Origin of the sequence: Treponema medium, assembly GCF_017161265.1 — a bacterium.
GTDB lineage: Bacteria > Spirochaetota > Spirochaetia > Treponematales > Treponemataceae > Treponema > Treponema medium.
Genome location: NZ_CP031393.1, coordinates 1286428 through 1305654, shown reverse-complemented (window position 1 = coordinate 1305654; position 19227 = coordinate 1286428). Strand labels below are relative to the sequence as shown.

The 19227-nt window shown below is 44.6% G+C and carries 17 protein-coding genes and 1 pseudogene; 6 read left to right on the top strand and 12 right to left on the bottom strand.

Features of this window, described 5'->3' with window-relative positions; translation table 11 throughout:
* Positions 1-89 precede the first annotated feature (89 nt).
* From asnS to DWB79_RS05820, 8 genes are all read right to left on the bottom strand, one after another.
* Positions 90-1511 carry an asparagine--tRNA ligase gene (asnS, locus tag DWB79_RS05850; RefSeq protein ID WP_016523117.1) on the bottom strand — a complete coding sequence of 474 codons (1422 nt, stop codon included), beginning with the start codon at positions 1509-1511 and terminating at the stop codon, positions 90-92.
* A gap of 15 nt (positions 1512-1526) precedes the next feature.
* A complete protein-coding gene (locus DWB79_RS05845; protein WP_016523116.1) occupies positions 1527-2057 on the bottom strand; it encodes an adenine phosphoribosyltransferase in 531 nt (176 codons plus the stop codon).
* Positions 2058-2341: 284 nt separating this feature from the next.
* Positions 2342-2683, bottom strand: coding sequence for an ISAs1 family transposase (locus DWB79_RS12055; RefSeq protein WP_252722503.1), 342 nt, complete (start codon positions 2681-2683; stop codon positions 2342-2344).
* The gene (locus tag DWB79_RS12050; protein ID WP_051125817.1) at positions 2658-3173 is read right to left on the bottom strand and encodes an ISAs1 family transposase; all 516 of its coding nucleotides are present in this window, start codon (positions 3171-3173) and stop codon (positions 2658-2660) included. The genes DWB79_RS12055 and DWB79_RS12050 overlap by 26 nt, the downstream gene beginning before the upstream one ends.
* Before the next feature lie 251 nt (positions 3174-3424).
* The gene (locus DWB79_RS05835) at positions 3425-3589 is read right to left on the bottom strand and encodes a transposase family protein (protein ID WP_252722506.1); all 165 of its coding nucleotides are present in this window, start codon (positions 3587-3589) and stop codon (positions 3425-3427) included.
* A 60-nt stretch (positions 3590-3649) separates the two neighbouring features.
* Positions 3650-3901, bottom strand: coding sequence for a hypothetical protein (locus tag DWB79_RS05830; RefSeq protein WP_016523113.1), 252 nt, complete (start codon positions 3899-3901; stop codon positions 3650-3652).
* 67 nt (positions 3902-3968) lie between these two features.
* Entirely contained in the window at positions 3969-4793 is an 825-nt protein-coding gene (locus DWB79_RS05825; RefSeq protein WP_016523112.1) for a hypothetical protein, read from the bottom strand.
* 223 nt (positions 4794-5016) lie between these two features.
* Entirely contained in the window at positions 5017-5442 is a 426-nt protein-coding gene (locus tag DWB79_RS05820) for a hypothetical protein (protein WP_016523111.1), read from the bottom strand.
* A gap of 228 nt (positions 5443-5670) precedes the next feature.
* Between DWB79_RS05820 and murD the strand changes: the two genes are divergently transcribed.
* Both murD and DWB79_RS05810 read left to right on the top strand, forming a co-directional pair.
* Positions 5671-7104 carry a UDP-N-acetylmuramoyl-L-alanine--D-glutamate ligase gene (gene murD, locus DWB79_RS05815; RefSeq protein WP_016523110.1) on the top strand — a complete coding sequence of 478 codons (1434 nt, stop codon included), beginning with the start codon at positions 5671-5673 and terminating at the stop codon, positions 7102-7104.
* Positions 7105-7489: 385 nt separating this feature from the next.
* Entirely contained in the window at positions 7490-8128 is a 639-nt protein-coding gene (locus tag DWB79_RS05810) for a hypothetical protein (protein WP_016523108.1), read from the top strand.
* A 133-nt stretch (positions 8129-8261) separates the two neighbouring features.
* Here the strand turns inward: DWB79_RS05810 and DWB79_RS05805 are convergent, their stop codons facing one another.
* The 4 genes from DWB79_RS05805 to arcA all read right to left on the bottom strand — a co-directional run bounded on the left by DWB79_RS05805 (position 8262) and on the right by arcA (position 13165).
* Positions 8262-9683, bottom strand: a complete 1422-nt coding sequence (locus DWB79_RS05805) for a YfcC family protein (RefSeq protein WP_016523107.1) — start codon at positions 9681-9683, stop codon at positions 8262-8264.
* Between the two features lie 158 nt (positions 9684-9841).
* Entirely contained in the window at positions 9842-10786 is a 945-nt protein-coding gene (gene arcC, locus DWB79_RS05800; RefSeq protein WP_016523106.1) for a carbamate kinase, read from the bottom strand.
* 19 nt (positions 10787-10805) lie between these two features.
* The gene (argF, locus tag DWB79_RS05795; protein WP_016523105.1) at positions 10806-11798 is read right to left on the bottom strand and encodes an ornithine carbamoyltransferase; all 993 of its coding nucleotides are present in this window, start codon (positions 11796-11798) and stop codon (positions 10806-10808) included.
* A gap of 140 nt (positions 11799-11938) precedes the next feature.
* Positions 11939-13165 (bottom strand): arginine deiminase, encoded by a 1227-nt coding sequence (gene arcA / locus DWB79_RS05790; RefSeq protein WP_016523104.1) that lies wholly within the window; start codon positions 13163-13165, stop codon positions 11939-11941.
* A 349-nt stretch (positions 13166-13514) separates the two neighbouring features.
* Here arcA and argS point away from each other — a divergent pair, with 349 nt between their 5' ends.
* The 4 genes and pseudogenes from argS to lepA all read left to right on the top strand — a co-directional run bounded on the left by argS (position 13515) and on the right by lepA (position 19220).
* Positions 13515-15278 carry an arginine--tRNA ligase gene (argS, locus tag DWB79_RS05785; RefSeq protein WP_016523103.1) on the top strand — a complete coding sequence of 588 codons (1764 nt, stop codon included), beginning with the start codon at positions 13515-13517 and terminating at the stop codon, positions 15276-15278.
* 124 nt (positions 15279-15402) lie between these two features.
* Positions 15403-16395, top strand: a complete 993-nt coding sequence (locus tag DWB79_RS05780) for a DUF58 domain-containing protein (protein ID WP_016523102.1) — start codon at positions 15403-15405, stop codon at positions 16393-16395.
* Positions 16392-17339, top strand: a complete 948-nt coding sequence (locus DWB79_RS05775; RefSeq protein ID WP_016523101.1) for a hypothetical protein — start codon at positions 16392-16394, stop codon at positions 17337-17339. The genes DWB79_RS05780 and DWB79_RS05775 overlap by 4 nt, the downstream gene beginning before the upstream one ends.
* Positions 17340-17415: 76 nt before the next feature.
* Positions 17416-19220, top strand: a pseudogene (gene lepA, locus DWB79_RS05770) (translation elongation factor 4).
* Positions 19221-19227 lie beyond the last annotated feature (7 nt).

Genomic DNA, 19227 nt, shown 5'->3' with positions numbered 1-19227 from the left:
GTACATACAAACGCATCATGTACCGGTACGCTGCATACCGGTACATCCTGTATAAATACGCTGCGTTGCGGTACAACACGCTGCCGGGGTTAAAATTCCGCAGATTTCGGTGTCCGCGGATACGGAATAACATCGCGGATATTCGCCATACCGGTAACATAGAGGAGCAGCCGGTCAAATCCAAGCCCAAATCCCGAATGCGGTACGGTTCCGTAGCGGCGCAAATCCAAATACCACCAGTAGTTTTTGGCATCAAGGCCGAGATCGGTCATACGGGTTTCCAGCGCGGCAAGGTTGTCTTCCCGTTCGGAACCGCCGATAATCTCGCCGAGTCCCGGCACCAGCACATCCATCGCCCGTACCGTTTTACCGTCATCGTTTTGCTTCATATAGAAGGCTTTTATTTCCTTGGGATAATCCGTTACGATAACGGGGCCTTTAAAAACCTGCTCGGTTAAATATTTTTCGTGCTCGCTTTGAAGATCACAACCCCAGAACGGTTTAAACTCAAACTCGGAAGCGTGCTTTTCAAGTTCTTTCACCGCATCGGTATAGGTGATGCGGGTAAACTTAGACTCGACCACGTGTTCCAGCGTTTCGATAAGCCCCGGTTTAATCTGTGCGTTAAAAAATTCAAGGTCAGCTCTGCAATGAGTTAACGCCCATTTAAGGAGATAGACAACAAATTTCTCCGCTAAATCCATGTTGTCCTCAAGCCGGAAAAACGACATCTCCGGTTCTATCATCCAAAATTCGGAGAGGTGCCGCGTCGTATTTGAGTTTTCCGCGCGGAAGGTCGGGCCAAAGGTATAGACCCGTGAAAGCGCCGTTGCATACGTTTCTATTTCCAGCTGACCGGAAACCGTCAGATAGGCCTCCCGCTCAAAGAAATCCTGTTTGTAATCAACCGCGAAGGTGGCAGGATCAACTTTATCTTTTAAGGCTTTGCGGACAATCTCCTGCATATTGAGCGTGGTTACCTGAAACATCTCGCCGGCGCCTTCACAATCGGAGGCGGTAATCAGCGGCGTATGCACATATTGAAAACCGTGCTCTTGAAAGAAGTTATGCACAGCAAAAGCCATTTGATTCCGCACACGGGCAACTGCTCCAAATGTATTGGTACGGGCGCGTAAGTGAGCTATGTCGCGTAAAAACTCAAACGTATGCCGTTTTTTTTGCAGCGGATAGGTTTCGCCGGAAGCCTCGCCGTACACAAAAATCGTTTTTGCAGCAACCTCTACGGCCTGTCCCGATGCGGGAGATTCAATCAATGCACCGACCGCTTTAATTGAAGCGCCGGTCGTAATCCTGCTTAATTTTTCTTCGGTTTGCGCATCAATCCCCTTATCTCGGTCAAAGGTGAGCTGAATCGAGGCAAAGCAGGAACCGTCGTTTACCTGAATAAAAATGAGGTTTTTTGTTTCGCGTTTGGTACGCACCCATCCGTAGACGGCAACCTCCTGCCCGTCCGGTTTTTGTGTCAGTATATCTTTAATTAAAGTAATCATTTTAAAATCTTATCCCTATTCGCTGTCGTATTCGATCAGTGTTTTAATCGGTAAATCACCGATAATCTTGTCATAGTGCAAAAACGGCAATCCGATAACACCGCAAAAACCGACCACCTCGGCACCGCCCTGATTCAACATTTTCCGCGCCGCATTCAGCGTGCCGCCGGTTGCAATCAAGTCGTCGAGCAGCAATATCCGCTGGCCTTTTTGTATATCGGAGGTGTGCACTTCGATCGTTGCTTGCCCGTATTCGAGGTCATAAGAACAGGAATAGGTTTCACCCGGCAGCTTTCCCTTCTTTCTGATAAGAATCAACGGAATACCGAGCCTATCAGCAAAGGGAGCCGCAAAAATAAAACCGCGCGATTCGATCGCTGCAACCGCATCGATTTTTTCATCCTTATAAAAGCCCGTAAGCTTATCCAAACAATAGTGAAACGCTTCAGGATTTATCAGAAGCCCCGTAATATCATAAAACAAAATTCCCTTCTTAGGAAAATCCGGAATCTTGCGGACGGCACTATCTATCAATGTATCTTTCATATTAACATTTTAACTTTACAGGGTATAATAGTCAAGGTAAGCAGAACAGGGATTCCGCATTATAACGAGAGCAATACTCTATCGAGGCAATCTTCTCGTTTGTTGCATAGGTGCTGCTTATGGAGAAGCGCTATTACAATAAGCCGCCCAGATGGTACGGCTTATTGTAATGCCGAGTTTGCCATTTGGCAAACATCGTCTATTGATTGCACTTTTTCATTTCATTGCAAAAGTGCGGCAATTCGCCAATCCTCGCCTTTTAATAAAGGCTGCGGTTGTCGAATTTATAGGAGCATTTTCTTTGCTTTTACGATATCCGAAAAATCAACCTGTTTGAGTATATTCAAGACAATTTTTCGTAAGACGCTTAAGTTTGCTGCCGCATTGTCTTTCCGCACAAGACAATAATCCTCATCGAGAATTGCATCGAGAACCCAATGCAGGTTATTTTCTATCCCCCAATGAGCCCTCATCGCAAATGCTGCCTTGTGCACATCTGTCAGTGAGGTCAAAAAATATCTTTGTTCAACGGATTTCTTCCCAGTCTTCTTTACCGTTCTTTCGCACACGAGCATTCCAACGCCATTGAGATTCTTCCATTCATCTTTTTGAAGAAAGCCAATCAATATTCCCGCAAAGATAACAGGTGCGTTTTTCAATTCGTCCGTGTCCAATTTCAAGGCTATATTCTCCACGCTGAATATTGTAATACTGACAATAAGCGTCATCACAAGGGTGCTCAAAAAACTCTTTTACATCCCGATGGATCGATTGCTGATTTCCTTTCAGAGAAATGACATACTCCGCTTCCTTTTCTGCTATTTTCTCAACGATTTTTTTCTGGCAACCCATCGCATCTATAGTAATAATCATCCCTTTTAAGTCTAACAGATCCAGAAGTTCAGGAATGGCGGTGATTTCATTTGATTTTTCTTCTGTTTTCACCTGCCCAAAACACACACCCAGAGAGTACGCCCTGAGCCGAAACAACATGAGCAGCTTTATGCGGTTTTTTATCTTCGCCTGTCGGTGCATATTCAGAGCGCCGGATGGTTTTCCCATCAATCGCCAATACTTCATTTTGTGCAATATGCTTGCCGAATGTCTCTCGTGCATATTCTATGAATACTTTTTCAAGCTGCTTTGCATCAATTCTTGCAAGTACGCGCAGAATCGTGTCGCTGCTGGGGATGCCATTTTTCAGTTTCAGATATTTTTTGAGGGTTTGTTCGCTTAATGTCGCATAAAATTGTATTTGTTCCTTAAAATTCAGCAGCCGAATAAAATATACATTTTAGAGGATGCTGAATTAGTACGCGATAGCGTACCTATAATCTGTGATGTTTACCGAAAGGCAAACTCATCGGTTAACGAGGCAGACTTATTGCGGCTGCCGAAGTTATACCTTCTATACTTTTATACCCGCACAATACTCCCACAAACACAAGCATTAATATATCGACGAGATTGTGTTTCTTGCATCTTTCGATTCTTTCGTCTTTAATGTTCTCAAATGATTCTTGTAATGTCATTGTTCCACCCCAAGAACATTTTACCATCTTTTATACCGTGTGAGCTACTGTTTTTTGACACTATTTATAATGCGGAATCCCTGGTAAGCAGAACCACGCAATTGCATCGGAATAGCGAGTATAGCTTATTTTCCCATTGCTATTGTATTCCGAAAGACTTGCAAACTCCATCCATTTTCCGACTGTTTCGCCGTCAATTTCTATTTTGATATATTCTTTATCATCTGCATTTAACGGGTATGACATTAAAGCGATAATGAACAGCAGCAGCACAAGTTTGCTCAAATGAAACAGTTTCATTTGAGCAATCATAGCAACTTCTCCTTATTTATTTTAGCGGCGGGTGTATTATCTACCGGCCATGCACAGCAATCTATTTCTAATATTTATTCGGAAAGACTTCCTTACCGACTTGCCATAAATATCTGTCAATTTCTTTCCAATTATATTTTTGTAATTTGTAAAATGCTTTGAATTGAGATAGTATCTCATAAAATTTGCCATAATTTTTTAAATCTTTGTTTTCAAATTCAGAAAAATGATCTATTTGTTTTAAATAAATCAAAACTTTTTCTACATAACGATCAAAAATAGGATATGCTTTATCAAAATGATGGCTGCAATATTTTGTCGCAAATGAATAAAATTTTTTCTTTTCTCCTTTTATATGGATTATAGCAATATCATTTATTAAATCGATATCTCCACGTTCAAGTCTTTTATCTATTTGTAATGAAACAATATGCTGCGCCATGTCTGTCGGAGAGAAAATATTTGTACTGTAAAAAATATTTAAAGTGCATACTTTTATTAGCACATCGTCCAGTTCTCGATTTTGCGGATAAGTTTTATGAAATAATTTATCTAAACTGCTTTCTTGTAATACATATTTCTCTAATGATTTCCATTGGTTCAAATATTTTGTAATTTCAGATTCCGTAGGGAATGGTATTTTTCTCTTTTGACTAATAGCTCCTATTTTTCTTACATAAGATTTTCCGATTTTTTTAGACACCAATTTATTTTTTAAACAAAAGCTGCATATACCTTTTTCCTTCCATATTTTATTTTCTGAATACAAAATTCTGGTAATATTGTTTATTTGCTGCCTTGGAAAAATCTTACATTGCTCCGACAAACAATCATCGCACACGGAAGAATATTTTTCTAAAAAATTCATTACTACATCAGCACGTTTCATCATTTTGTCAATTCCTTATCTGAGAAATATTTTCCAAACAATATTCGATCATCTCAAATTGTAAATGTCTTTTATTACGACTCTTGCGCATGTGCATCCGTTCTTAAAGCCAAAAACCTTAAATGTTTTCCACACAAATACTGCACCATAGTATATGAGTTTAAGGCGATTCCACACTCTTCTACAAGCGTATGATAATACGAATATTGCAGTATGGTATATACGTCTAAGGCGTTTCCGCACTCTTCGACAAACGTATGATAGTCTCGGGGCGACAAACGGATAGAAAAGGGCGAGGCATAGTATGAACCCTAGTTTTTTCATCAAATACTCCAGTAAAAGGCAGATATGTCAATACTGTCTTTCCGGAAGCCGTAAAGCTTCCATCAGATTTTATAGTACCGGTGCAGTTGGACTGTGCGCTGGTTAGCACTTGGAACCAACCGGTCAAATTGCCTTTAGTATCAATGGTGAACTCCCAAGCGCCCAGTCCTGAATCTTCTTCTCCTATCCCTGCATAAGTACCGGTATATGATATACCGCCACTACCACCACCTCCGCCGGCAGGATTGGAACAAGCCAAAACAGCAAGCATCATAGCGCTTGCCATGCTGAATACTACAATCGCAGTAATCGTTTTCTTGAGTTTCATATATATCCTCCTTCTGATGTTATTCCCTTGCTACGTTTCTATAACGAATAAGCGATTAAAAAGCTATACCATATAAAAACAATACAAGAGACAGTTCAAATGAAACCTTTCTTCCATACCCCCCCCCCTTCAAAAGTCAAGAACGCTTTTCCAAAAAATAAGCTTGGCAGGTGCGAACCAAAGAAGTGCATTCTTTTCTAAACGCTTTTTTTTTGATACTATTGCCGAATGATGATACGGAATTTGAACGATATTGCAGGTCTTTCGGTAACGATTATGGGCCTCGGATTAAACGGCGGAGGGCTTGCTTCTGCGCGTTTTTTTGCAGAGAATGGCGCAAAAGAGGTTATCGTAACCGACATGAAAACCGAGGAGGAGCTTGCCCCCTCCGTTGCAGAGCTGCGGCACTATCCTAATGTGCGTTTTGCGCTCGGCGGCCATAACATTGAAGATTTCCGTACCGCTGATATGGTAATTAAAAATCCCGGCGTAAAATCGGAAGGAAATCCATACCTCGCCGCTGCGCAGTGCATCGAAACCGATATCTCGATTTTTTTACAACTGAGTTCCGCACCGATACTCGCCGTAACCGGCAGTAAAGGAAAATCCTCAACCGTCAGTGCGCTGCACTACGGACTGCAGCAATGCGGCATACGGACATTCCTCGGCGGCAACATCACGGTAAGTCCGCTCACCTTCTTAACTGAAACAAACTCCGATACTCCGGTTGTGCTGGAGCTTTCCAGCTGGCAGCTCGGCGACCTTGCGCAAAGTCCGCAGTTAAAACCTAAAATAGCAATTATTACCCACATTATGCCCGATCATCAAAACTGGTACGGTTCGATGGAACGCTATGTAGCCGACAAAAAAATTATCTATCGTAATCAGGATAAAACCGATTACACCATTTGCAATTATGACGACGACTGGGGAAAGATTTTTGCACAGGAAACTGCCGGACAGGTTTTTTGGTACAGCGCACATCCGCTGCCGCCATATCTGCTCGGTGCATGGATAGCTCCCGATGGATCCGCACGGATACGGTTAAAACCGGATGATGACCAACTGTTGCTGCCTTCACGGATCGCAGTTCCCGGCACAGCGCTCAAGCAAAATGTTATGGCAGCCTCGCTTGCTCTTGCGTTATACGGCGCCGATCTGCTGCAGATCCCTGCCGTTATGAAAAACTACGGCGGAATTCCCCACCGGCTCGAATTTTTTTACGAAACGGAGCAATTCAAATTTTATAATGATTCCGCAGCAACGATTCCCGAAGCGGCAGCAGCAGCCGTGAATGCTTTTGAAAAACCGGTTATCCTTATCACCGGCGGCACCGACAAAAAACTCGACTTTACTACGCTTGCACCGGAGCTTAAAAAGGCAAAAGCAATATTTTTACTTGCAGGGACGGGTACCGATAAATTAACACCGCTGCTGCAAGCTCAGCACACTCCGTATTTCGGCTCCTTTCAAGACCTTTCTACATTGCTTGAGGCAGTCCGCAGAGAATACGAACCGACACAGCAAAATACGACTGCTGCAGAACAAGAAATCGTCGTATTTTCTCCCGGCGCTACGAGCTTCGGTATGTTTAAAAACGAGTTCGACCGCGGCCTCCACTTTAAAGAAGCCGTACGACAATGCTGGCCTTCAGGGTTTTGATTAGGGCAACCGCATTACAAATATTTTTAGCGGTTGCCTTCCTTCTGTGCGAAATTTTGCTTAAAATTTCGCACATTTTTCCAGCAAATGGGTAAACGCATCAGGCAGAGTAGATAAAAATCGCGGAAAAATTGAGACTGGGAGACCATTTGAACCATCTTCAACTGTTGTACATCCATGTACATCAGTTGAAGGCGAGTTTTGCGTGTGCGCAAAACATCGCTACTGTATGAAACCACTGCCATCCTTGGCAGGTCTGGTTGAATAGTCTCAATTTTTCCGCGGGGGTGGTAAAAAAATGCCTGATGCGTTTTACCCTGACAACCCTGGAATTTTGATTGACATACCATTTAGCTCCTTATACAATCATAGAAAGGAGTTTTATATGAAAAAAATAGGATTAGGTATTTGTATCGGGTTGTGTTGTTTAAGTTTAACGGGTTGTATCGACATCGTACAGCATATTACCCGTAAAAGTGATGGGACGGATCAGAATACCATCAGCCTTACTATTGCAAAAGCGATGCTGGAGATGGCGGCGAGTATGCAGGGTAATTCCTCCGTCAATTACGATGAGCTTTTTACCGAATTCAACGCATCGGATATGAAAGAATACGAACAATTCGGTGCAAAAATAACAAAAATAAACGATCAGGTTAATGTCGGATACCTTATCGACATGAATATCAACTACAAAGATAAAGACATACTTAAAGCCATCAATGCCGAGGATATTGACTTTATACCGAAATATACAAAAAAGAAAATGACCATTTACGTCGGTTCGCTGCAGGACGATGATTCTTCACAAACCGGTAATGAAATGGCTCAATTATTTTTAGCAACCAGTAAATATCGGTTGCTCATAAGCAAATCCTGTATGCCGTCTATTAGTAAAGTTATTCTTAAAGAGTCAAAAAAATCTACGGAAATAAGTTATCTTGATTTATACGATGAATATCTGATTGAGATACCGATTATGCGTCTTTTAAAAAACAAGATTACGGTAGAAATTCATCAATAGTGGCAGGTAAAACGAAAAAAACAGCCTATTAACCCGCTTGGGTTAATAGGCTGTTTTCGTTAAATTAATAGGTGCAGAAAAACCGAAATTTTTAAGCACCAATACATCAGGCTTTTACGCCTAAAGATTATTTTTAAAGAACCATCATTCCTACAGTCAGAACGATAAGGTTGACCACAAACAGCACGGCAAGTACTTTACCGACGAACTTGAGCCATGTGCTGTATTGGATACGAGCACTCGCAAGACCGCCCATAACAACACCACTCGTGGGGGTAAAGAGGTTCAGAATACCGGATGCTGCGGAGAAAATCATAACCATAACAGCGGGGTTATAACCTAAGTTCTGCGCAAGCGGTCCCATAATCGGCATGGATACGGTTGCCAAACCGGAGGTTGACGGGATAACAAAGGAGAGCAATGCATACAGGATGTATGAAAGCGGTGCAAATGCAAATGCCGGCAGACCTTCCAATGCTTGTGACGCATGTTCAAGAACATACTTATCCAAACCGGTTTCACCCATCAATACGGAAGCGCCGCGTGCAACAGCGATAACGAGAACAACGCTCATAATATCCTTTGCGCCTTCCATAAATGCGGAAACAATTTCGTTTTCAGTAAATTTATTGATAAACGCAATGATCAAACCGATGATAAAGAACCACATACCAAGTTCGCCAAACCACCATTCACCGATTGCAGCGCCTGTTAAGAATGACGACCAGCCTTCGAATATGGTAACATTGAATTTATCCCACGGAATAACGGAAATAATCATCACGAAGAAACCGAATGCGAAGACACCCATCGTAAACTTCATTTTTCCGGTATAAGTAACTTCAACATCTGTGTCTTTCTTTGCAAATTCCGCATTCATAATCTCTTGTTCTTGTAAAGACAGGATCGTAGAACCCTTATCTCTCTTTACTTTCTTTGCATAAGACATGACAAATGCACACGCAATGATAAGAGAAGAAAGCCAAAGAACAATACCCAATGCAATAACAATACCGTTATTTACACTGCTCTGAATACCAAGTTCTTCAAAACTCTTGTTAACACTGTCAATAGCGATACCGGTCGCAAAGGGGTTTACCGTTGAACCGAGAACGCCAACGCCTGCACCGAGCAATACCGTAGCGGCACCGACCACCGAATCAAAACCGGCGGCAACCATCGTTGCAGCAAGCAATCCGTAGAACGCAACCGTCTCTTCAGCCATACCATACGTAGTACCGCCGATTGAGAACAATGTCATCAGGATCGGAATAAGGATAAGTTCATTGCCCTTTAATTTTTTTACAAGGTGCGTAATACCTGCGTTAAGAGCGCCGGTTTTTGTTACAATGCCCAAGAAACCGCCGAGAACCAATACGAAGAAACAAACGTCAAGCGCATTGGCAAATCCGTTGTAGGACGCCATAACGATTGTTCCGAGCGTCGCATTTTGTACATCGGGGATAATCCATGTGATTACTGCCAACACGAGCAGAATAATGTACAAGATAGAGAATGCAGAGAGAGAAGACCTCTTTTTTTTATCTTTTCCCATTTTTTTCCTCCAATTTATTTAAAAACCGGTTTGCATGATATATACAATCTTTATACGATGCAAGTTCCAGTTAAAAGACAACGTCCTTCCAACCGGAATACCGGAAATAACCGGAAGCGCTGCGGTAAATAGCGTGTATTTATCCGCAGCACCGTAGATTAGTTAGCGGTAATAACCGTACTGTTACCGCCTTTCAGCGCATTGCCAGCATTTGCCAGCGAGGTAATAACCGCTTGTCCGTCTTTGTAGTTGCGAACAAACTGTAAACATGCTTCTACTTTGGGGAGCATACTACCCTTTGCAAAATGCCCTTCGGCAATGTATTTTTCTGCCTCGGCAATGTTCAGTTTGCTTAAAGCCTGCTGATTGGGTTTGTTGAAATTGATACAAACCTGCTCAACCGCCGTTAAAATGACCAATTTATCGGCCTTAACATCTGCAGCGAGCTTTGCACAGGATTTATCTTTGTCGATAACCGCATCAACGCCGTGTAACCCGTCTGCTTTCTGCAGTACCGGAATACCGCCGCCTCCGACAGTAATAACGATATGCCCTGCAGCAACTAATTCTTCGATAACGGGACGTTCGATAATTGCAACCGGCTGCGGTGACGGAACAACGCGGCGGTAGCCCCTACCTGCATCTTCAACAAATGTCTGATCCGGTTTTTCAGCCTTAATTTTATCAGCCTGTTCTTTTGTATAGAACATACCGATGGGCTTACTGGGATTTGTGAACGCGGGGTCATCTTCCGATACCAAAACCTGCGTGATAACGCATACAACTTCGCGCTTGACATTCCGGCGTTTCAGTTCGTCGCCGATTGCCTGCTGCAGATGATAGCCGATGTAACCTTGACTCATGGCGCCACATTCAGCAAACGGCATAGCGGGCGTACCTGCGGTTCCGTTCGCTGCATAGTCCATTGCCAAGTTGATCATACCAACCTGAGGACCGTTACCGTGTCCGATAACGATTTCATAGCCGCTTTCTGCCAATGCGACAATCGATTTTGCCGTTTCTTTTACTAAAGCAAGCTGCTCCTGCGGATTGTTTCCCAGTGCATTTCCGCCAAGCGCTACAACAATTCTTTCTTTCTTCATATTCGTAGTAACGCTCGCTTTATTTTAAGGTTGCATACATAACCGCTTTAATAGTATGCATGCGGTTTTCGGCCTGATCGAATACCTTTGACTGTACCGATTCAAAGACTTCGTTGGTTACTTCCATTTCGGGAATACCGAATTTCTCGTTCACTTCGCGTCCGACTTTCGTATTCAGATCGTGGAACGAGGGCAAGCAGTGCAGGAAGATTGCGTTGTGGTTGGCAAGAGCCATCATCTTCTTGTTCACCTGATATTTGCTCAACAGCTTAATGCGGGATTCCCATACGCTGTCGGGCTCGCCCATCGATACCCAAATGTCGGTATACAATACGTCTGCATCTTTGCAGCCTTTTTCTACATCATCGGTAAGCGTGATGGTTGCGCCGGTTTCTTTTGCAATTGCTTCAGCGGTTTTTACCAAATCGGCGGAGGGGAACAAGTCCTTGGGGCCGCATGCGGTAAAGTGCATACCCATCTTTGCACATACGACCATCAATGAATTAGCAACATTGTTGCGTGCATCGCCGACAAAGGTCAGCTTGATGCCTTTTAAATGACCGAAGTGCTCTTCAACGGTGAGTACGTCTGCAAGCATCTGAGTGGGATGGAATTCATTGGTTAAGCCGTTCCAAACCGGAACGCCGGAATGTTTTGCCAGTTTTTCAACGATTTCTTGGCTAAATCCGCGATATTCGATACCATCATACATACGACCTAAAACCCGTGCGGTATCTTCGATGCTTTCTTTATGCCCCATCTGAGAGCTGACCGGATCAAGGAAGGTTGAACCCATACCTAAATCCATTGCGGCAACTTCAAAAGAACAGCGTGTGCGCGTTGAGGTTTTTTCAAACAGTAATACGATGTTTTTTCCTTTTAAGTGATCGTGCGGGGTATGTGTCATCTTCAATTTTTTTAATTCTTTTGAAAGATCCAACAAATACCTGATTTCTGCTGAGCTGAAATCCAACAACTTTAAGAAGCTGCGTCCTAAAAGATTCACACCCATAAAAACTCCTTGCTATTGTTATAGCGCTTAAAATTCATACCCGCTTATATGCAGGCAATAATAAAATTTGCCGATGCCGCTTTCCTTATTATTCAAGTTAATTAAAAAAACAGCATCGGCACTATAAAGCAATGTATGATTTAGTTGTCGCGTACGAGCGGCATACTCATACAGCGGGGACCGCCGCGTCCGCGTGAAAGCTCAGCGCTCGGCATCGTCAAAACTTTCAGTCCATGCTTCGCGAGAAGCTCATTGGTAACATCGTTTCTTTCGTATACAACGATTGTTCCGGGGCTGATACACAGTGTGTTTGAACCGTCGTTCCACTGCTCGCGTGCTGCCGCAATCCTGTCGCCGCCTGCACACTGAATAAGCTCTGCATGGCCGGTACCGGTGTACTGAGCAAGCGTTTTTTCGAGCGTTGTATCATTTTGTACAATCTTCAACTCGCCTTTCGAAGCACCTTTGGTGATGGTGAATACGCGGAGCGGGCCAAGAATACCGGGGTGGATGGTAAATTTATCGTGATCGATTTGAGTAAATACCGTATCCAAGTGCATAAATGCGCGGCTTACCGGAATATCAAACGCAAGGATTGTTTCAATCTTCGAATCGCTGTTAAAGAAAATCTTTTTTGCAATAACGTCGATAGCATTTGCACTGGTGCGCTGAGAAATACCGATAGCCAAAACTTTTTCATTTATATTGAGGATATCACCGCCTTCAATGTGGGGCGGATCATAGCGATCATAGAACTTGGGTACTTTACCGGCATAATCGGGATGGTGATTAAAAATGTATTCGGCATAGATTGTTTCGCGGTTACGAGTAACAGAGAACATTCTATTCAAGCTTACACCGTTTCCAATCGTAGCAAAAGGATCGCGGGTAAAATACAGGTTAGGCATAGGATTGACAACCATTGACGAATCGGAATCGGCAACGAAGTCTACCAATGAGGCATTACCCTTGATATTAAGTTCTTTAATATCAATACCTTCCATCGTTTTTAAAATCAATTGTTTATTATCTTTGATGTTGTTCAGCAGCTCGCGGATACTTTCCTTGTGTTTTTCGGAATAAACATCGCTTTCGTTGATAAACTGCTCAATAAATTGAGTTCTAATTTCCGGTTTTTTAATTGCTTCTGCGGCAAGGTCTTCGAGGTACAGAACTTCGGCTCCGTTATCCCTCAAAATCTTGGCAAAGGCGTCGTGTTCTGCCTGAGCGACTTTAAGGAACGGAATGTCGTCAAACAGCAGTTCGCCTAAGGTGTCGGGAGTTAAGTGAAGTAGTTCGGCACCAGGCCTATGAAGCAATACTTTACGCAGTGTTTTAATTTCACTGGTAACACTCAATACGGACATATAAGCCTCCTATAACTTATAGTGCAGGATGCGGTAACCATACCGCCAAAAGGCTGCTTCGCGTAAAAAAACACTATCAGCCGTGTCTCCCTGCAAAAGATAGGAATAATTATAACACAGTTTTTTTTAAATGCAAGCAAAATTTATAATAAAATTAGAGTAAATTCATCAATTTATAATTTCATAATCAATTCATAATTATAAATACTCTCTTGCACTAAGCCACGGAATTTTCTATACTGAAAAGAGCCTCTTACAATTAGTCGTTCCGGAGGTTTTTCCTAAATCAGAAACAAAAAGGCATCTCTAAAAACGAAAGCTTTTAGCGGTTCCTATAAGTGAGGTAATTATGAACGATATACGGTTATTATGGAAAGAAAGTATTGCACGCGCACTCACATCGATGCAGCCTGAAGGAGCTGATGCCGTTACTGCAGAACGGGTTGCAATGGAAACCCCACCCGATCCGAATCTAGGAGATTTAGGTTTTCCACTTTTCAGTTTTGCAAAGACGTTACGCTCCGCCCCTGCTAAAATCGCAACAGAACTGTTACCTAAGCTACAAGCCGATCCTGCCCTCAAAGGGAAAGGAGAAGTGAAAGCGGTGGGGCCGTATATCAATGTCTTTTTACCTAAGGGTGAAACGGCTGCTCAGATTCTCAACGCCATTATTAACGGGAATGAAAACTACGGAAAAACAACTACCCTTGCCGGTAAGAAAATCATGGTCGAGTTTTCAAGCCCCAATACCAATAAACCGCTGCACCTCGGACACCTGCGCAATGACGCTATCGGAGAAAGCCTTTCCCGTATTCTCCAGTTCAGCGGAGCGGACGTCTACAAAACGAACATCATCAATGACCGCGGCGTACACATCTGTAAATCGATGCTTGCATATAAACTCTTCGGAAACGGTATCGATCCCGTAAAAGAAGGTATAAAGCCGGATAAGTTCGTCGGCGATATGTATGTTCAGTTCCACAAATACAGCAAAGATCATCCCGAAGCCGAAGATGAAGCGCAGGAAATGCTGCGAAAATGGGAAGCAGGCGATCCTGAAACGATGCAGCTGTGGAAGACGATGAACGGCTGGGCACTGCAGGGTATTCAACAAACATATAACCGCACGGGTGTTTCATTCGATAAGCTTTTCTTTGAAAGCGATGTGTTCCGCAAAGGACGCGCCGAAATTATGGAAGGCTTAAAAAAAGGTATCTTCTATAAAGACGAAGACGGTTCCATTTGGGTTGACCTTAAAGCGCTCGGATTTGAAAAGAAACTGTTACTGCGTGGAGACGGAACGTCGGTATACATCACACAGGATATCGGACTTGCGATAACCCGTCATGGCGAGTGGCCGTTTGACAAGCTTATCTACGTCGTAGGTAACGAACAAATTTACCATTTTAAAGTGCTTTTCTATATTATGAAGCTGCTCGGCTATGACTGGTATACCGGTTTGTATCACCTCGCTTATGGTATGGTAAATTTGCCGGAAGGCAAAATGAAGAGCCGTGAAGGCACGGTTGTCGATGCGGACGATCTTATTACAGAACTCAAGAACAGCGCGTTAAAGGAGATTGCCTCCAAGGGACGTGAGGACGCAGTAGGAAATCCTGAAGAAGTCGCAGAAAAAGTTGCATTAGGTGCATTGCACTACTTCTTGCTCCAAGTAGATACGATAAAAGATATGCTGTTCAATGCTTCCGAGTCTCTTTCATTCAACGGGAATACGGGTCCCTATATCCAATATATGGGTGCACGTATTTCTTCTATTTTACGTAAGGCCGATACGGAAGAAGGCAAAAAAGCCAAGTCAGGTGTTTGCAAACCGGAATTGCTCAGTTCCGATATAGAATGGGAATTACTGAAAAAACTGGAAGAATTCCCCGCTCAAGTGGATAAAGCAGCCGCTCAGTATGCACCGATGTTCATAACAAGCTATCTTTATGACCTCTGCAAGCTGTTCAGCCGCTTCTACCATGACTGCCCCATCCTCGGTGCAGAAAATGCCGATGTCGCAGCGACCCGGCTTGCACTTGCAAAAGCAGTATACATCGTACTGAAAAATGCAACAGGACTTGTGATTGTTCCTTTCCTTGAGGTTATGTAAGCGGTCAGAGGCTTAAAACAACTGTCAAAACCTCTAAAAACGCTTGTTTTTAGAGGTTTTCTGTATATTCTGTATATAAGAAAGTTTTTAAACGTAACAGTTTTTAGGAACTTTCCTTAGATTTATGTGCGAGAATCGGACGTCTGCACAGGCATTCACAAAGCAGCGGTCGATTCCGGATACGAGGCAGATGAAAACCGGTTATTTAGCGGAACGGTCAAAACAGTTACAGCTGGCGGCGCTCTCCATCGCGCAGGGAATGCAAGCCGGAAGCTTCCGTAGTCATTTCCGTGGCAGAGGCATTGAGTTTGATTCGCTGCGGGAATACGAAGCGGGGGATGATATCCGCAGTATCGACTGGAACTTGATGGCACGGAGCGGCAAAACCTTTGTGAAACTGTACCGTGAAGAACGCGACCTGCGGCTTTTTTTGATTGTCGACGTTTCTGCTTCGATGGAAGCAGGCTGTACCGTTAATGCACCGCAAGAAAAAGCTTTGGAAGCAGCCGCGCTGATCACCTTTGCAGCAGAACACTTACATAGCTATACGGGACTTCTCGCTTTTGACGGAAAGGTTGCGCGGGTATTCCAGCTCCGACGCGGCAGAGAACCAAGCTTGCATATACTAAGCGCTCTGGAACGGCTTGCCGTTTCGGGCAGCAAAAGCAAAGGAACCGCTTTAGCCCCTGCGCTTGAAGCGGCGGGAAAACTGCTGCGACAACGGGCGCTCATTATTATTCTATCCGATTTTAAAGTAGAAAATTTTGAAAAAGAGTTGGGACTATTGGCACGCCGCCATGACGTTGCCGCAATCCGCATCACCGCTCCTTATGATGAAGCGCTGCCCGCCGCAGGGATATTGCGCTTTACCGACCCCGAAACGGGACTGGAGCGGCTCTTGCCGACCAATTCGCATCAGTTCCGGCAGGATCGTATCCGCCGTATAACCGAAGATACCCAACAATGGGAAAACACCTGTATACGCTGCGGAGCATACCCGCTCGTGCTACCGTACGACGGCAATACAGTAAAGCTCTTGAATCAATTTTTTTTGACCGGCAAATACGGCATTCAGCCCTTTAGCCGATACCGGCCTCAGGCGGATACGACATTATGAACGGCGTACTCATCCCTCAGCGTATCTTTGTCGGCGATACGGCACAGTTCCTTTTTCCGCTGTCTGAAAAAGAATACAAAACTTTAACCGCTCGTGGCTTTACCGTTGACATACCTATTCCGCTCAAAAACCTGACGCAAAGCGACGTAATGACAATCAACGAAATCAGGATTGTTTCACGGGAATCAGGGTACTATCTCGCTATTACATTCGTCCCATGGGAAACAGGCGAAATTGAGTTTCCTGCTCTTACTTTCTTACAATTATATAGTAAACTTCCGGCAATCTCCGTTTCTTCACTTTTGGGAACCGGTGAACGGGTAAGCCTCCAGCCGCCGAAGCCGCCGCTGTTGCCGCCGGGAACCGACTTTCTATTATATGGCGCAGCGATTGTAGGCGTCGGTCTGCTTGTAGTGTTAGGTACCGGAGTATGGCTGCTGTTTAGGAAGCTGCGTAGACGAACACTTGGAACGGCGAAACACCGGCTTGCCGCACTGCGTAAGCAGCTAAAACGGCTCTATAAAGCAGCACGGAAAATTCAAAAACACTTACCGTCGCCTGTTGCAGCCTCAAGTCTTACAAATGAAATCTCAAAAAATACGAAAACCGCCATAGAAAGCTGGTATGCGAACATTGACCGCTGCCTCCGCGAATATATACAGGCTTTGTATATGGACAACACCATTGAAGCCTCAACAAAGGATGAAGCATATTTTTTAAGTGCGACATACACGGAGTTGACGGAAACTCTTACAGAACTATTTGCACCCAAGCGGAACATTGCCGATCTATTTTGCATCTTTTATGCTATGCTGGAACAACAGCGCTTTGCGAGTACCGCCTCTGATCTAATCCGCAACTATACTGCCGTGTCGCAAGATATGCTTAAACAAGTCCCGCGTATTGCCGAAAAAGCAGAAGCTGAATACGCCCTACTCACCTAAATAATTCATAATCAATTCATAATTATAAATACACACTCTGGACAGCCGCCCGTATTTCCAATAGTATAGAGAACCTATGTATTCAATCGACCATATCCGCAATTTTTGTATTGTTGCTCATATCGATCATGGGAAGTCAACACTTGCCGACCGTCTTATAGAAAAAGCCAAGGTTATCGACGAACGCTATTATCGGGCGCAGATGACCGACAACATGGATATTGAACGGGAACGAGGCATCACCATTAAAAGCCAAGCTGTTACCATTCCCTACCGCGCCGCCGACGGACAGGATTATCTTTTAAACTTTGTTGATACCCCCGGGCACGTAGACTTTACCTATGAGGTTTCCCGCGCCATTGCGTCCTGTGAAGGTGCAATATTGATTGTGGATGCGACGCAGGGGGTGGAATCTCAGACGCTTTCCAATATGTACCTTGCGCTTGAGCATAACCTCGAAATTCTGCCGGTAATCAATAAGATCGACCTACCGGCGGCGGATATTCCGGCGGTGTCTGCTCAGATAGATCACGATTTAGGGCTTGATTCCGATATTGCCGTTGCGGTTTCGGCAAAAACCGGCAAAAATATCGATGCACTTTTTGAAGCCATCGTAAAGCACTTTCCGCCGCCAACCGGTTCCGCAGAAGCCCCCTTGCAGGCGCTCATCTTTGACTGCCACTATGACGCATACCGCGGCGTCATCATACACCTGCGGGTGTTTGAGGGGACGGTAACGCCCGGCATGACCATCCGCTTTATGCACAGCAATGCGGAATACCGTGTAGAAGAAACCGGTGTTTTTATCCTCGACCTTGTGCAGCGGGATTCCCTGCGCGCAGGAGAGGTCGGCTATATCATTGCCGGTATTAAAACCGTCTCCGATGTGCAAGTCGGCGACACGCTCACCGATGCAGCCCGTCCCTGTGCGGAACCCCGTGCCGGATTCAAAACGGTTAAGCCCGTGGTGTTCTCCTCCGTATATCCCGTCGATACCAACGACTACGAGCAGCTGCGCGATGCCTTTGACAAACTCAAGCTCAATGACGCAAGCCTCACCTACGAAAAAGATTCTTCGGTGGCGCTTGGACACGGGTTCCGCTGCGGCTTTTTGGGGCTGCTCCATCTGGAGATTGTACAGGAACGGCTGGAACGGGAATTCGACCAAGCGGTTATCTTTACGGCGCCGTCTGTGCGGTACCGTCTCCATCTACGGAGCGGCGAAACCATGATCTGCGACAACCCGGCAGAATATCCCGACGAGGGGAAAATCGCTTCCGCGGATGAGCCGTATATCAAAGCGAATATCATCACCCCAACGGAATACCTCGGCAATATCATCTCCCTCTGCATCGAAAAACGGGGCGTGCAAACCAATATGAATTACCTCGACCAAAAACGGGTAGAAGTTACCTACGAAATGCCGCTTGCGGAAGTGCTGTTTGAGTTTTACGATCGGCTCAAAAGCATCAGCCGCGGCTATGCGTCGTTTGAGTATGAAGTAATCGAAATGCGCCCGACGGAGCTGGTGAAAATCGATATTTTGCTGAACGGCAAGCCGGTGGATGCCCTTGCGCGCTTTCGTATAAGCCGAATGCGTACAACAAGGCGCGCCACGTGTGCGAGCAGTTAAAGGAAGAAATTACACGCCAGCAGTTCAAAATCGCCATTCAGGGGGCAATCGGCAGCCAAGTTATCGCACGAGAAACCGTTAATCCGGTGCGCAAGGACGTATTGGCAAAGTGCTACGGCGGCGACATCACCCGCAAACGGAAACTCCTTGAAAAGCAGAAAGAGGGAAAAAAGCGCATGAAGATGGTCGGCGATGTCGAGCTGCCGCAATCAGCCTTCCTTTCGGTGCTTAAAACCAAGAGCGAATAACAGTTGA

What these genes read in the sequence shown, in the direction of transcription:
- asnS (WP_016523117.1), bottom strand. Translation starts at nt 1,511, where the DNA reads ATGATTACTTTAATTAAAGATATACTGACACAAAAACCGGACGGGCAG.
- DWB79_RS05845 (WP_016523116.1), bottom strand. Translation starts at nt 2,057, where the DNA reads ATGAAAGATACATTGATAGATAGTGCCGTCCGCAAGATTCCGGATTTT.
- DWB79_RS12050 (WP_051125817.1), bottom strand. Translation starts at nt 3,173, where the DNA reads ATGCACGAGAGACATTCGGCAAGCATATTGCACAAAATGAAGTATTGG.
- DWB79_RS05835 (WP_252722506.1), bottom strand. Translation starts at nt 3,589, where the DNA reads ATGACATTACAAGAATCATTTGAGAACATTAAAGACGAAAGAATCGAA.
- DWB79_RS05830 (WP_016523113.1), bottom strand. Translation starts at nt 3,901, where the DNA reads ATGATTGCTCAAATGAAACTGTTTCATTTGAGCAAACTTGTGCTGCTG.
- DWB79_RS05825 (WP_016523112.1), bottom strand. Translation starts at nt 4,793, where the DNA reads ATGATGAAACGTGCTGATGTAGTAATGAATTTTTTAGAAAAATATTCT.
- DWB79_RS05820 (WP_016523111.1), bottom strand. Translation starts at nt 5,442, where the DNA reads ATGAAACTCAAGAAAACGATTACTGCGATTGTAGTATTCAGCATGGCA.
- murD (WP_016523110.1), top strand. Translation starts at nt 5,671, where the DNA reads ATGATGATACGGAATTTGAACGATATTGCAGGTCTTTCGGTAACGATT.
- DWB79_RS05810 (WP_016523108.1), top strand. Translation starts at nt 7,490, where the DNA reads ATGAAAAAAATAGGATTAGGTATTTGTATCGGGTTGTGTTGTTTAAGT.
- DWB79_RS05805 (WP_016523107.1), bottom strand. Translation starts at nt 9,683, where the DNA reads ATGGGAAAAGATAAAAAAAAGAGGTCTTCTCTCTCTGCATTCTCTATC.
- arcC (WP_016523106.1), bottom strand. Translation starts at nt 10,786, where the DNA reads ATGAAGAAAGAAAGAATTGTTGTAGCGCTTGGCGGAAATGCACTGGGA.
- argF (WP_016523105.1), bottom strand. Translation starts at nt 11,798, where the DNA reads ATGGGTGTGAATCTTTTAGGACGCAGCTTCTTAAAGTTGTTGGATTTC.
- arcA (WP_016523104.1), bottom strand. Translation starts at nt 13,165, where the DNA reads ATGTCCGTATTGAGTGTTACCAGTGAAATTAAAACACTGCGTAAAGTA.
- argS (WP_016523103.1), top strand. Translation starts at nt 13,515, where the DNA reads ATGAACGATATACGGTTATTATGGAAAGAAAGTATTGCACGCGCACTC.
- DWB79_RS05780 (WP_016523102.1), top strand. Translation starts at nt 15,403, where the DNA reads ATGTGCGAGAATCGGACGTCTGCACAGGCATTCACAAAGCAGCGGTCG.
- DWB79_RS05775 (WP_016523101.1), top strand. Translation starts at nt 16,392, where the DNA reads ATGAACGGCGTACTCATCCCTCAGCGTATCTTTGTCGGCGATACGGCA.